This is a genomic window from Pseudomonas sp. NPDC089534, assembly GCF_044749305.1.
GTDB classification, from domain to species: domain Bacteria; phylum Pseudomonadota; class Gammaproteobacteria; order Pseudomonadales; family Pseudomonadaceae; genus Aquipseudomonas; species Aquipseudomonas ekonensis.
In genome coordinates, this window is sequence record NZ_JBIVHR010000010.1 from 1 (window position 1) to 14,173 (window position 14,173).

11 protein-coding genes are annotated in these 14,173 nt (G+C 65.2%); all 11 read left to right on the forward strand.

All coding sequences use genetic code 11. From position 1 onward, the window contains the following. Positions 1-65: 65 nt before the first annotated feature. The 11 genes from tssB to tssI all read left to right on the forward strand — a co-directional run bounded on the left by tssB (position 66) and on the right by tssI (position 14,164). Positions 66-608 (forward strand): type VI secretion system contractile sheath small subunit, encoded by a 543-nt coding sequence (gene tssB, locus ACIP0B_RS04510; protein WP_085583473.1) that lies wholly within the window; start codon positions 66-68, stop codon positions 606-608. 30 nt (positions 609-638) lie between these two features. Beyond that, the gene (tssC, locus tag ACIP0B_RS04515) at positions 639-2,120 is read left to right on the forward strand and encodes a type VI secretion system contractile sheath large subunit (RefSeq protein ID WP_400830108.1); all 1,482 of its coding nucleotides are present in this window, start codon (positions 639-641) and stop codon (positions 2,118-2,120) included. Between the two features lie 176 nt (positions 2,121-2,296). After that, positions 2,297-2,794 carry an Hcp family type VI secretion system effector gene (locus ACIP0B_RS04520; RefSeq protein WP_007958866.1) on the forward strand — a complete coding sequence of 166 codons (498 nt, stop codon included), beginning with the start codon at positions 2,297-2,299 and terminating at the stop codon, positions 2,792-2,794. Positions 2,795-2,809: 15 nt separating this feature from the next. Beyond that, the gene (gene tssE, locus ACIP0B_RS04525) at positions 2,810-3,253 is read left to right on the forward strand and encodes a type VI secretion system baseplate subunit TssE (RefSeq protein WP_400830110.1); all 444 of its coding nucleotides are present in this window, start codon (positions 2,810-2,812) and stop codon (positions 3,251-3,253) included. After that, the gene (gene tssF / locus ACIP0B_RS04530; RefSeq protein WP_400830111.1) at positions 3,237-5,030 is read left to right on the forward strand and encodes a type VI secretion system baseplate subunit TssF; all 1,794 of its coding nucleotides are present in this window, start codon (positions 3,237-3,239) and stop codon (positions 5,028-5,030) included. The genes tssE and tssF overlap by 17 nt, the downstream gene beginning before the upstream one ends. After that, positions 4,994-6,019, forward strand: coding sequence for a type VI secretion system baseplate subunit TssG (gene tssG, locus ACIP0B_RS04535; protein WP_400830113.1), 1,026 nt, complete (start codon positions 4,994-4,996; stop codon positions 6,017-6,019). The genes tssF and tssG overlap by 37 nt, the downstream gene beginning before the upstream one ends. A 1-nt stretch (position 6,020) precedes the next feature. Next, a complete protein-coding gene (gene tssH / locus ACIP0B_RS04540; RefSeq protein ID WP_400830114.1) occupies positions 6,021-8,561 on the forward strand; it encodes a type VI secretion system ATPase TssH in 2,541 nt (846 codons plus the stop codon). A gap of 60 nt (positions 8,562-8,621) precedes the next feature. Beyond that, positions 8,622-9,734, forward strand: coding sequence for a hypothetical protein (locus ACIP0B_RS04545; RefSeq protein ID WP_400830115.1), 1,113 nt, complete (start codon positions 8,622-8,624; stop codon positions 9,732-9,734). Between the two features lie 118 nt (positions 9,735-9,852). Continuing rightward, entirely contained in the window at positions 9,853-11,094 is a 1,242-nt protein-coding gene (locus ACIP0B_RS04550; protein ID WP_400830118.1) for an SGNH/GDSL hydrolase family protein, read from the forward strand. Positions 11,095-11,111: 17 nt separating this feature from the next. Then, positions 11,112-12,062, forward strand: coding sequence for an endonuclease/exonuclease/phosphatase family protein (locus ACIP0B_RS04555; protein ID WP_400830119.1), 951 nt, complete (start codon positions 11,112-11,114; stop codon positions 12,060-12,062). Between the two features lie 92 nt (positions 12,063-12,154). Next, positions 12,155-14,164, forward strand: coding sequence for a type VI secretion system tip protein TssI/VgrG (tssI, locus tag ACIP0B_RS04560; RefSeq protein WP_400830120.1), 2,010 nt, complete (start codon positions 12,155-12,157; stop codon positions 14,162-14,164). Positions 14,165-14,173: the final 9 nt, after the last annotated feature.

Below are 14,173 nucleotides of genomic sequence, written 5' to 3' on the forward strand. Positions count from 1 at the left end.
AGGGAAAGCGATGAGCGGGCCACCCCGATGCATTGCGCCCGCCCATCGCATCGGAGTCCGCCGACATGGCAGAAAGCACCCAGCACAAGCTCGACCGGGTTCGCCCGCCCCGAGTGCAAATCACCTACGACGTCGAAATCGGCAACGCCATCGAGAAGAAGGAATTGCCGCTGGTGGTCGGGATCCTCGCCGACCTGTCCGGCAAGCCCCTTGAGCCGTTGCCGAAACTGACCGAACGGCGCTTCACCGAAATCGACCGCGACAACTTCAACGAAGTGCTCGCCTCCATCGCTCCCCGCGCCACGATCCAGGTCAACAACACGCTGACCGGCGACGAGAGCAAGCTGAACATCGAACTGAACTTCAAGCACATCGACGACTTCGACCCGGTCAAGGTGGTGGAGCAAGTCACCCCGCTGCGCCGTCTGTTCGAAGCCCGTCAGCGCTTGCGCGACCTGTTGACCAAGCTCGACGGCAACGACGACCTGGACAAGCTGCTGCGCGATGTCATCGCCAACACCGAAGGCTTGCAGGAAATCAAGTCGGCCCGCCCGGACACCGCTGTCCCGGCCGCCGACGCCGAAGCGCCGGCCGAACCGCAAGCCTGACCGTCCACTTGAATCCAGGGAGAATCCACCATGCCCGCCACCGCCCAGAACGAAGCCAGCGAAGGCACGACCCAGACCTTGTCACTGCTGGACAAGATCATTGCCGAGGGCCGTATGGCCCACGACGACAGTCAGCAGGACTACGCCCGCGACATGCTCGCGGAGTTCGCCACCCAGGTGCTTGACGAAGGCATGGCCATCGACAAGGACACCGTGGCCATGATCAACGACCGCATCAGCCAGATCGACGAGCTGATCAGCGCCCAGCTCAACGAAGTGCTGCACCACCCGGACCTGCAGAAGCTTGAGGCGTCGTGGCGCGGCCTGCACATGCTGGTGCAGAACACCGAGACCAGCACCCGGCTGAAGCTGCGCCTGCTCAACGTCACCCAGAAAGAGCTGCAGAACGATCTGGAGAAAGCCGTCGAGTTCGACCAGAGCGCGCTGTTCAAGAAGATCTACGAAGAGGAATACGGCACCTTCGGCGGCCACCCCTTCAGCCTGCTGGTGGGCGACTACACCTTCGGCCGGCATCCGCAGGACATCGGCCTGCTGGAGAAGCTCTCGAACGTCGCCGCCGCTGCCCACGCGCCGTTCATCGCCGCCGCCAGCCCACGGCTGTTCGACATGAACAGCTTCACCGAACTGGCGGTGCCCCGTGACCTGTCGAAAGTCTTCGAGAGCCAGGAGCTGATCAAGTGGCGCTCGTTCCGCGACAGCGAAGACTCGCGCTACGTGTCGCTGGTGCTGCCGCACTTCCTGCTGCGCCTGCCCTACGGCCCGGACACTTCGCCGGTGGAAGGCATCAACTACGTCGAGGACGTCAACGGCACCGACCACAGCAAATACCTGTGGGGCAACGCCGCCTGGGCGCTGTCGCAGCGCATCACCGAAGCCTTCGCCAAGTACGGCTGGTGCGCGGCGATCCGCGGGGCCGAGGGCGGCGGCGCGGTCGAAGGCCTGCCGGCGCACACCTTCCGCACCAGCTCCGGCGACCTGTCGCTCAAGTGCCCGACCGAGGTGGCCATCACCGACCGCCGCGAAAAAGAGCTCAACGACCTCGGCTTCATCGCCCTGTGCCACAAGAAGAACAGCGACATCGCGGTGTTCTTCGGCGGCCAGACCACCAACAAGTCCAAGGTCTACAACACCAACGAGGCCAACGCCAACGCGCGGATCTCGGCGATGCTGCCGTACGTGCTCGCCGCGTCGCGGTTCGCCCATTACCTGAAGGTGATCATGCGCGACAAGGTCGGCAGCTTCATGACCCGCGACAACGTGCAGAGCTACCTCAACAACTGGATCGCCGACTACGTGCTGATCAACGACAACGCGCCCCAGGAGATCAAGGCGCAGTACCCGTTGCGCGAAGCGCGGGTGGACGTCACCGAAGTCGCCGGCAAGCCCGGCGCCTATCGGGCCACGGTGTTCCTGCGGCCGCACTTCCAGCTGGAGGAGCTGACCGCGTCGATCCGCCTGGTCGCGACCCTGCCGCCGCCGGTGGCCGCGTAAGCCGCACCCGGCAAGCGAATGAAAAGACCTGTGGCGAGGGAGCTTGCTCCCGCTGGGCTGCACAGCAGCCCCGCTCTTTTTGAAGCGAGGGCCGCTGCGCGGCCCAGCGCGAGCAAGCTCGCTCGCCACACAGCAAGCCATGTGCCCCATATGAATTTCTTCAGGAGTTCCAAGCGATGGATGCAATCATTCTCGACCTCGGCGGCGACATCAAAGGCGACAGCCTGCTCGAGGGCTACGCGGACAAGATCGAAGTCATGTCCTACAGCCACAACGTGGCGATGCAAGTGACCAACGACGTCAGCAACTCGGAGCGGACCAGCGGCAAGCCCCACGTCGGCGAGTTCACCCTGACCAAGTTCGTCGACACCTCCACCCCGTCCCTCAACGAATACTGCTGCGCCGGCAAGCCGATCCCGGAGGCCAAGATCACCATCGGCCGCAACGCCGCCGAAGGCAGCGGCCAACTGCTGCCCTTCATCATCTACACCCTGACCAACGTGGTGATCTCCAACGTCAGCGTCAGCGGCGGCACCGGCGGCAAACCGGTCGAGACCCTGTCCCTGAACTTCACCAAGATCAAATGGGAGCTCACCGCGCAGAAGGACGACGGCACCAAGGAAGGCACCGCCGCTTCGACCTGGGACATGGCCGCGAACAAGCTGGTCAGTTAAGCGGACGCCCCGGCCATGGCAGACACCGGCATCCTTGCGCCGCTGTTCGAGCGTCTCGCGTCCGGCGAGAACGACGGCGCGCCGGTGTTCGACCGCCAGGCGCTGCTCGACTCGGTGCACACCGAGCTGTCGCGCCTGTTCAACACCCGCCGGGGCCCGAAGACCCTGACCCGCCCACCCAGCGTCATCGACTACGGCATCGCGGACTGGAGCGCCCTGCAACAGCAGCGCAGCGATGACCGCCGGCGCCTTTCGCGGGACATCCGCGAAGCCATCGACCACTTCGAACCGCGCCTGCGCCTGGGCGAGGTTCAGGTCAATCCCCTGCCCGAACATCCCCAGCGGCTGAGCATCCGCCTGCTCGGCGAACTGCGCAGCGGCCAGCGGCACTGGCCGGTGGCGTTCGTCATCGAACCCGGCGACGAAGGGCTGGAGGTGCGCCATGAGCGACTCGATTGACCCGCAACTGCTCGACTACTACCAACGGGAGCTGACCTGGCTGCGCCACGCCGGCAGCCAGTTCGCCGAACGCTACCCGAAGGTCGCCCGGCGCCTGGAACTGTCGCCGGGCGAATGTCCCGACCCCCATGTGGAACGACTGCTGGAGGGCTTCGCCCTGCTCGCCGCCCGCCTGCAACGCCGGCTGGACGACGACTACGCCGAGTTCAGCGATGCCTTGCTGGAGCAGCTCTACCCGCTGGCCATGCGGCCGATGCCGTCCTGCGCCATCGTGCAGTTCGAACCCGACCCGAGCAAAGGCAAGCTCGACGGCGGCTACCCGCTGCCCAGGGACACGCCGCTGTTCGTCACCACCGACAAGGGCGACAGCATCCACTTTCGCACCAGCGCGGCGGTGCGCCTGTGGCCGCTCAAGGTCAGCGAAGCGTTGCTGCTGGGCAGCGACGAAGCGCAGGCCCTGACCGGCGTCGCCAGCGCCCGTTCGGCCCTGCGCCTGAGCCTGCAATGCCTGGGCGAAAGCCAGTGGCGCGAGCTGGGCATCGAGACGCTGCGCATTCACCTGACCGCCTCGCCGGTGATCAACGCCAGCCTGTGCGACCTGCTCGGCGCCCATGCCGTGCAGGTGCTGGCCGGCCCGCCGGGCAGCGTGCCCGCGGCGCTCAAGGGGCTGCCGCAGGTGGTCGGCTTCGCCGATGACGAAGCCCTGCTGCCGGACGAGGACGGCGTGCATCCGGGCATGCGCCTGCTCGCCGAATACTTCGCGTTCCCGGACAAATTCCACTTCTTCGACCTGCCGCTGGCCGGCGCCGCCAGCGACAGCCAGACCCTGTTCCTGTACATCGTGTTCGACCGGGCCCCGGCCAGTCGCCTGTCGTTGCAGGCCAGCGACATCGCCCTGGGCTGCGCGCCGGTGATCAACCTGTTCCCGCGCACGTCCGAGCCACTGCGCCCGGACGGCACCCGCAGCGAATACCGCCTGATCGCCGACAGCCACCGGGAAAACAGCGTGGAGATCCACAGCATCCGCGCCATGCGCGCCAGTTCCGGCGCCGGCGTGCAGCGGGTGCCGGCCTATTACGGCAGCCAGCACGCCGGCGGCGATCAGCAGCGTTACTGGCATGCGCGGCGGGTCAGCGGCATGACGCCCAACCGGCTCGGCAGCGACCTGCTGGTGAGCGTCGTCGACACCCGTTTCGAACCGTCGACCGACCTGCCCGACTACAGCCTCACGGCGGAGCTGCTGTGCACCAACCGCCACCTGGCCCAGAGCCTGCCGGCCGGCACGCCGCTGGGCTTCGAGCGGCCGGGGCCGGTGGCCTGGGCGCGCCTGCGCAACCCGCCGAGCCCGCAGAGCCTGCCGCGGCTGGACGGCGCGTCGCGCTGGCGCCTGGTGTCGCAACTGACCCTCAATCACCTGTCGCTGGTCGAGGGCCCGCAGGCGCTCGATGCGCTCAAGGAAATCCTCCATCTGCACAACCTGCGCGACGAAGCCAGCGCACTGCGCCAGATCGAAGGCTTGGCGCACCTGGCCTGCGAACGGGTGATCGGCCACGTCGGCGCCGATGCCTGGCGCGGCTGGCGCAACGGTCTTGAGGTGCAGCTGCAGCTCGACCCGCACCATTTCGTCGGCAGCAGCGCCGTGCTGTTTTCCGCCGTGCTGGCGCAGTTCTTCTCGCTCTACGCGACCGCCAACCGTTTCGTGCGCACGGTGCTGATGCAGGCCGACAGGGAGGTCAAGGCATGGCAACCCCAAGCCGGCATGCCCCTGTCGCTCTGAGCCTGGGCCAGCGCTTGCGCCGCGATCCGCAGGCGTTCGATTGGCTGCAGGCGCTGTTGCTGCTCGAGCGCGAACAGCCCCAGGCCGAATCCCTGGGCAGCGGCACCGCGCCCCAGGCCGAAGCCGTGAAGCTGCGCGGGCCGCTGACCCCGACCTTCCCCACCAGCCAGATCGAGCGCCTGCGCGAAGAGCCGGGCCAGCCGCTGACGCTGGAGACACCGGTGTTCGGCCTCGGCGGCCCCGACGGCCCCCTGCCCTACGCCTATCAGGAATGGCTGCAGCAGCGGGCCCGGGCCAAGGATCACGCACCCGCCGAATTCCTCGACCTGTTCCAGCACCGCTTGCTGAGCCTGCTGTACAAGGTGATGCGCAAGCACCGGATCGCCCTCGGCTTCACCACGCCCGGCGCCTCGCCGGTGCAGGCGCAACTGCGGGCGTTGACCGGGCTGCTGCCCAAGTCCTTGCAGGAACGCCAGGCCGTGCCCGACTGCGCGGTGCTGGCCTGCACGGCCCTGTACGCCGACGGCCGCCGCTCGCTGGCCGGGTTCGCCGCCATTGTGCGGGAGCAGTTCGAAGTGCCCGTCGAGCTCAATGCCTACGAAGGCGCCTGGCGCGAAATCCCGCCCGCCAGCCGCAGCGTCATGAAGGCCGGCGGACGCAACCTGCAGCTCGGCCGCACCGCCGTGGCCGGCACCCGCGTGTGGGACGAGCACGCCGGCATCCGCCTGACCCTCGGCCCGTTGCCCCAGGCTGCGGCCGCGCGCTTCCTGCCGGACGGCGAAGCGCACCCGGCGCTGGCCAGCCTCGCCGCGCTGTACTTCGGCCCGGACCTGGACGTCACCCTGGTGCTGCTGGTGCGCGGCGCCGGCCCGCTGAAGCTCGGGCGCCAGGCCCCGGCGCTGCTGAGCTGGAACGGCGGCCTGCAACGGCAGGCCAGCCTGGCGGTGCAGCGGATCGAAACCCGTCTTCGCCAGCTGGAGATCACCTGAGATGGAACTGGCCAGCCTGATCGGACGCCTCAACCCGGACAACCGCCGCGCCCTCGAGCGGGCCGCCCAGCGCTGCCTGCAACGGGGCCACCACTTCGTCGAGATCGAACACCTGCTGCTGGAACTGCTCGACATCGAGGGCGGCGACCTGGCGTTCCTGCTGCCGCGCTTCGGCCTGGAGCGGGATGCCCTGACGGCGGAAATCAACAAGGCGCTGGACCTGTTCAAATCCGGCAGCACCCGCACCCCGGCCCTGTCGAACCACACCCTCGGCCTGCTGGAGGACGCCGTGGTGCAGGCCAGCGTGCTGGGGATCGACAGCATCCGCTCAGGCCTGTTGCTGCTGGCGCTGATCGACCGCGACGAGCGCCGCAGCCTGCTGCTCAACAGCGCCTCGTCCTTGCTGCGCATCCCCAAGGAAGCCTTGCGGGCGAACCTGCTGGAGTGGACGGAGAGTTCCCGCGAGCACGTCGGCCCGCGCGCCGTCCCGAACGCCGGCCCGGCCCCCCGGCAGGATACGGTGCTCGACCTGTACACCCAGGACCTGACCGCCGACGCCCGCGCCGGACGCATCGACCCGATCGTCGGCCGCGACGGCGAGATCCGCCAGTGCATCGACATCCTCCTGCGGCGCCGGCAGAACAACCCGATCCTGGTGGGCGCGCCGGGCGTGGGCAAGACCGCCGTGGTCGAAGGCCTGGCCCTGCGCATCGCCGCCGCAGACGTGCCGCCGTCCTTGCAGGAGGTCAGCCTGCGGGTGCTCGACCTCGGCCTGCTGCAGGCCGGGGCCGGGGTCAAGGGCGAGTTCGAGCAACGGCTCAAGGGCGTGATCGACGCGGTGCGCAGCGCCGACAAGCCGATCATCCTGTTCATCGACGAAGCCCACACCCTGATCGGCGCCGGCGGCTCCGAAGGCGGCAGCGATGCCGCCAACCTGCTGAAGCCAGCGCTGGCCCGGGGCGAACTGCGCACCCTCGCCGCCACCACCTGGATGGAATACAAGAAATACTTCGAGAAGGATCCGGCCCTCGCCCGCCGCTTCCAACTGGTGCAGGTGGAGGAGCCGGACGAGACCACCGCCGTGGAGATGCTCCGGGGCGTGGCCGCCAAGCTGGAGCAGCACCACGGCGTGCAGGTGCTCGACGCGGCGATCCACGAGGCGGTGAAACTGTCGCACCGCTACATCTCCGGCCGCCAGTTGCCCGACAAGGCCATCAGCGTGCTCGACACCGCGTGCGCCCGGGTCGCCCTCGGCCAGCACGACGTGCCGCCGCCGCTGGAGAGCCTGCGCCACCGCCAGCAAAGCCTCAGGGAAGAACTCGAACGCCTGCGCCGGGAGCAGGCCACGGGGCTGGACCACCGTGAACGCATCACCGGGCTTGAGAGCGAATCGACCGCCAACGTCCAGGCGATCCGCGAACTGGAGACCCGCTGGAGCGAAGAGCGCGTGGCCGTGCGCGAACTGCTCGACACCCGCCGAGAACTGCTCGACCTGAGCGAACGCGCCGACAGCGACAAACCCGACGAAGCCACCGACAGCCGCATCGACCACTTGGCCGCCGAACTGCTGCGCCTGGAGGCCGGGCTGGACGCGATCCGCCAGGACGATCCGCTGGTGCCCGAACAGGTCGACGGCAAGACCGTCGCCGCCGTCATCGCCGGCTGGACCGGCATCCCCGTCGGCAAGATGCTCGCCGACGAGGCCCACGCCGTGCGCACCCTCGGCCAGCGCATGGGCCAGCGGGTGATGGGCCAAAGCACGGCGCTCGGCACCATCGCCCAGCGTCTGCAGGCCTACCGCGCCGGGCTGACCGATCCGCAGAAACCGGTGGGCGTGTTCCTGCTGGTCGGCCCCACCGGCGTCGGCAAGACCGAAACCGCCTATGCGCTGGCCGACGCCCTGTACGGCGGCGAGCGCAATCTGATCAGCATCAACCTTTCGGAGTATCAGGAAGCCCACACCGTCAGCCAGCTCAAGGGCGCCCCGCCCGGCTACGTCGGCTACGGCAGCGGCGGCGTGCTCACCGAGGCCGTGCGGCGCAAGCCCTATTCGGTGGTGCTGCTGGATGAGATCGAGAAGGCCCACCCGGATGTGCTGGAGGCGTTCTACAACGTGTTCGACAAGGGCCTGATGGAAGACGGCACCGGGCTGGTGGTGGACTTCAAGAACACCGTGATGCTCGCCACCAGCAACGTCGGCGCAGAACTGCTGCTCGACACGCCCGCCGCGCAGATCGGCGGCGAGGCGTTCAACGAAGCGCTGCACAAGATCCTGCTGCAAGCCTTCCGCCCGGCGTTCCTGGCGCGCATGACGGTGGTCGCCTACCGGCCGCTGGACGAGGCGACGCTGGAAGGCATCGTGCTGGCCAAGCTTGAGAAACTGCGCGGGCGCTACAAGGCCGCGACCGGCAAGCCGTTCGAGTTCGACGCGGGCATCGTCAAAGCGGTGCTCGCCAAGTGCAGCGCGGCGGGTGCGCGGGATGTCGAGAATGTGCTGATGACGCAGGTGACGGGAAAGCTGGCGGAGTGGGCGCTGGAATAGAGCAACGTTTCAGTGCTGTGCATGACGCAAGGCACGATCTGTCTGAGGGAGTTTGAAGGCATGCGCAAAATTCACGTTGGCATGTGGTGCTGCGACACCATGACCAACCAGAACCTCTCCATCCAGTCGCGCATCAAGATGCTCGAGGATGAACTGCACATCTTCCGCAGCCACTGTCAAAAGCTGGACTCGGCTGCCGAAAAAAAACAGCGGGGACTGCCCGCCAAAAGAAAGATCAAGCGCATTTTCCTGGCCCCTGAAAATCTGTTCTGCCGCCAACTGAACAGCGCGCGACCGCCGACTTACGACGACGTGCGTCAATTGAGCGAAGGGGAACGAGACATGATCTTGCGCGAGCTCAGGCAATTGAGTCGTGAGCATCCGGAAACGCTGCTGATACCCGGCTCCATTTCCTGGAAGAAGCCGATCAACCGGCCGACCGGGACAGACAGGAAATGGTGGCATCAGGTTGCTTCACCCAACCCTTTCGCAGCGCTCTCGGAACCTAAGGCAACGCGTCTGGGAAAAAGCATCGCCAGAATCCACGACAACGCGCAAATGTTGAGCATCGGCCTGGCGGATGCATTGTCAGGAGACTATGCAGGCACGCCGGCAAAAACGAGCAACGACAAACTGAACGAACTGGCCAACGCAACGCATATCGCCAAGAACACCTGCTACGTTCTGCTCAATGGGCGCGTGATGCTCAAGTACAACAAGGTTTCGGACTTCCACGAAGTCCTGACGGGCCCTGCCACGGTCTTCGTGCCGGGCGAAATGGTCGCTCGCTTCAGGTGCGACGATCTGTTGTTCAGTCTGGATATCTGCATGGACAACGCGTACGAGAGGATTCAGGAAGAATCCAGTCCCGTCGACATTCATGTCCTCGTGTCCGCAGCCACCGAAGGTGAAATCGGGAACACCAATCTGAAGAACGGCGGCTGGTTTCTCCACTGCTCATCCCGGCATGACTATTACTGCTTCCGGCAAAACAACTGGCTTCGCAAAGGCGGGGACGACATCCGGATGCTCAGTGAGCATTTGCGGGCAAGCACCATCGATGTGATCGACAGTGACGCCGATCGCTCCCTCCTGGTAGAGCAACAGCAGGCGTTTTTGACCGCTGCCAGCTTACTGCTCCCCGGCATCTTGGCAGGTGGGGAACAAGACTAGCGCCGAACATGGACCACACAGCCGCTGGCAGACCGCAACAGATCATGTTTGCCCGTTGCACAACCGGTGAACCGATCTCTTCTTTTCATATGGACATCACAATCCGGGAGCGCTTCCCATGAAAATGGATTCCGTCATCGTCTTCGGCGACAGCCTTTCCGACATCGGAAAGAAATGGGTGACCAAAAGCGGCAGGCTCGCCAGGGCCACGAACCAGATGTACGTCAGTCCGACCGGTCGATTCAGCGACTGTCGCAACTGGACAGACTTCATGATCGAAGAGGCGACCGGATTGTCGATGATCTTCGACTCGGCGCAAAAGACTGTCGACTTCAGCAAAAACTTCACGTCGCTGAGCAAGTCCAGCCGCTTCGTAGGCCCCAACTCCTTTTACTACGCGAACTACGCAGAAGGAGGTGCCTGCGGCCATACCCCAGCCAGCAAGGGCCCTTTCCTTGGAACGTTCAAGGATCAAGTCGATGCGTTCGCCAAGGACTGCGAAGCCACCAACGAGCGATTGGGCAATATGCTGTTCATCATTTGGTTCGGCGCCAACGATCTGTACACCGCAGGATGCACAGCCACACAAATGGCGACAGTGGCGCAGGAGGTCGCTACCGTGCAACGCAATCGCCTGGCGACACTGGCGCAACGGTTCGGCACGGCGGCGGTCTTCATTTTCGTCAACCTTGCCCGTCCATTGACCTCCGTGCGCTACACCATGCGCTTGAAGAAGGTCGAAGCGAAACTTCGCGAATTGGCCGACCCCAATGTCATCGAAATGAAGGATCTGTCGGGTCGGTTCCAGGGCAGCATGGAGAAGGCCGATTCGGCCCTGGAATACGATCTTTACGTGAACCAGGGCAAGAAGAGGTCGGCAGCCTACGAGCAACTCGCCAAGCAGGTGAACGAAATCAAGGAGCTTGAGAAAGGTGTCGTCATCTACAACCGCAAGCTGGCGGAACTCGCCGCTGCCCAAAACGACTTCGTCACAGAGATCGATACTTGCCTGAGCGAAGAAGCCATTTCTCAGCTCGTCGCCAGCAACAGCCGCCTGGTGTGGGGCGCTTCGTCGAGCACGGCAACCCATGTCAGCTCTTCGAGCTATGAGCAGGCCACCGCCTCTTCAAGCACCACCACCATCGATGAAGTTCACCCCACCGACCAAGTCTACAAACTGATCTGGCTTGAGATCCGCAAGGAAATCACCAAAGCCGGCTGCACGTTCGGTGGCGGGGCCAGTGGTGCCGCTTCGTCAAGCAGCCCGACACAGCCCCAGGGTGGCGCTTCGTCAAGCGTGCCGACGCAGTCCCCGGCAACGACGCCCGCCGACATAGAGCTGGTGGCGCTTGGCATTTGACTTCACGGGAGTAGGCCATGCCGCTTCGCATCATGATGTGGAACGCCCAGCACTTCGATAACCAGGGAGACAATCCATCTGTCGCCTATCGGGAAAAACTGGCCTTTCTCAGGCATTGCCTCACACAGCGGGAGGTCGACATTCTGGCGTTGTTCGAGACGGGAAAGACCGGTGATCTCAACGAGAGGCTAGTCATCGAGCTGTCCAATTCCTTTTCACTGGTCGCAGGCTCCCTTCAAGAGGACGGCAAGAAGAAAAGCACCACGCTCGGCACCCTGGTTTTCGCTCGCAACGAACTGGCGGGCGACTTCGAGAAAGTCACGGAGTATGTGCTCTCCGGGACAGAACAGCGTTCCGCAATACTCATACGGCACATAAGAACCGGGTTTGGATTTGCGTTCTACCACGCCAACTCGTCCTACCTGGCGCCCGGCAACATTCTCGATACGGTGGGCTTCATCGTCCGGAACCTGGAAACGCTCAAGCTCAGCGCATTGAAATTTTTCGGGGGAGACCTGAACTACGATGCCAGGGAATCCTACAAGGAAATCAAAACAACATTGTTCGGCTCATCTGAGCCTGACAACCCGTACAGCAAGAGATACGCGGTCGGCAGCCATGTGTTGACCAAACTGGTTCCCGAAGGCCCCGGCTATACGCATGCCAGCATCCGGTCCGCGCACAGGATCGTTCCTCCGACAGAGGAACAGAGGGCGTTTGAACGCTCTGAGTTGAGCCAAGGCAGGAGACCCCGACTGATCATCAGATTGCGTAGGGTCTGGATCGCGACCGTAAGGACGCTGGACTATGCGTATGTCGAGGATATTGCCCAGTGGACGGCCGAGTGCAACGCCGCAGTCGACCGCCGCGCCGAAGACATAGAGAGAAACAGCGGCCCGGTTCGCATGGCGTTCGGCGCACGGATGCGCAGCGATCACTTTCCGGTGTTCTATACCCACAACGCATGAATGAGCGGACCGATGAACCGAACGGAATCACTCAGCGGCTGCGCCTGTGATTACGCTTACACGTTTAGCGATTTCGAACCGAGGAGTTCCGGATGCCCCGCTCCACCGACAGCAACACCAGCCTCTCCCTCACCGCCGCTTCGCTGTCGGCGCTGTTCCCTGAGTCGCTGTCCGGCGACGAAGCGCTCAACGCGCTGGGCTCGCAGACCCTCAACGGCCTCAACGACGGCGCCGCCCTCACCCTGGGCAGCGCCGTCGCCACCCACGTCACCACCACCCTGCACAACGATGCGCAGGTCCGGCCGTTCGACGGGCTGGTCGCCGAGATCCGCCAACTGCCGGCCGACGCCACCGCCGAGCGCTATCAACTGCTGCTGCGCCCGTGGCTGTGGTGGCTGAACCTGGCCAGCAACAACCGGGTGTTCCAGAACCTCAGCACCTCGGACATCGTCACGACGATCTTCAACGCCCACGGGTTCAGCGACTTCAAGCTCTCGCTGACCGGCAGCTACACGCCCCGCGAGTATTGCGTGCAGTACGGCGAAACCGATTTCGCCTTCGTGTCGCGCCTGCTGGAGGAGGAAGGCATTTTCTGGTTCTTCACCCACGACGACGGCAAGCACACCCTGGTGCTGGGCGACAGCAACGACGCCTTCGTGCAGATCCCCAACGGGCCGAAGGTCAAGTACCTGGGCCAGCAGTTGGGCGAGCGCGAGCTGCACGGCATCCGCACGGGCCAGGTGTGCGTGCAGGCCGTGGCCGGGGTGTACCGGGCGACCGATTACGAGTTCACCACGCCCACCACCTCGCTCTACGGCCAGGCCGAGGCCGTGGCCGGGCCGCGTTCGGTGTACGAGCACCCCGGCGGCTACAACGCCAAGGCCCGGGGCGATGCGCTGACCAAATTGCGGGTCGACGGCCTGCGCAGCGAGGAGAAGCGCTTCGTCGGCGAGAGCGACTGCCGCTGGCTGGTGCCGGGGCACTGGTTCACCCTCGACGGCCACGACGACGAAAGCCTGAACGTCGATTGGGTGGTGACGCGGGTCGTCCACGACGCCAGCCATCTCGACTACCGCAACCGCTTCGAAGCGATCCCCAAGGCCACGCCGTACCGCCCGCAGCGGCTCACGCCCAAACCGCGCATGCACCCGCAGACCGCCGTGGTGGTGGGCAAGTCCGGCGAGGAGATCTGGACCGACGAGTACGGGCGGATCAAGGTGCAGTTCCCCTGGGACCGCGACGGCAAGAACGACGAGACCAGCTCCTGCTGGGTGCGGGTGGTGCTGCCCTGGAGCGGCAAGGGGTTCGGCATGCAGTTCGTGCCGCGCATCGGCCAGGAGGTGATCGTGACCTTCATCGACGGCGATCCGGACCGGCCGCTGGTGACCGGTTGCGTGTACAACGGCGACAACGCCCTGCCCTACGCGCTGCCGGCCAACCAGACCCAGTCGGGCATCAAGACCCAATCCTCCAAGGGCGGCGGCGGTTTCAACGAGCTGCGTTTCGAGGACAAGAAAGACGCCGAGGAAGTGTTCCTGCAAGCGCAGAAAGACCTGAAGGTCAACGTGCTCAACGACACCACCGCCACCGTCGGCCACGACGAGACCCTCACGGTGCAGAACGCCCGCACCCGCACGGTGAAGGACGGCGACGAAACCGTGACCCTGGAAAAGGGCAAGCGCAGCGTGACCATCCAGACCGGCAGCGACTCGCTCGACGTGAAGGACAGCCGCACCGTGACGGTCGGCGCCGACCAGAACCACAGCACCGGCGGCAACTACACCGACAAGGTCACCGGCGACTACAGCCTGACGGTGGACGGCAACCTGACCATCAAGGTCAGCGGCACCCTCACCCTGCAGAGCGGCGGCAGTTTCACGATCAAGAGCGGCGCCGACCTGGCGGTGCAGGCGAGCACGTCGATCACCCAGAAGGCCGGCACGTCCCTGACCAATCAGGCCGGCACCTCGCTGGACAACAAGGCCGGGACTACGCTGACCAACGACGCCGGCATCAGCCTGACCAACAAGGGCGCCGCGTCGCAGACCGTGGACGGCGGCGGCATGCTGACCATCAAGGGCGGGCTGGTGCAGGTCAACTGACAGGGGAAA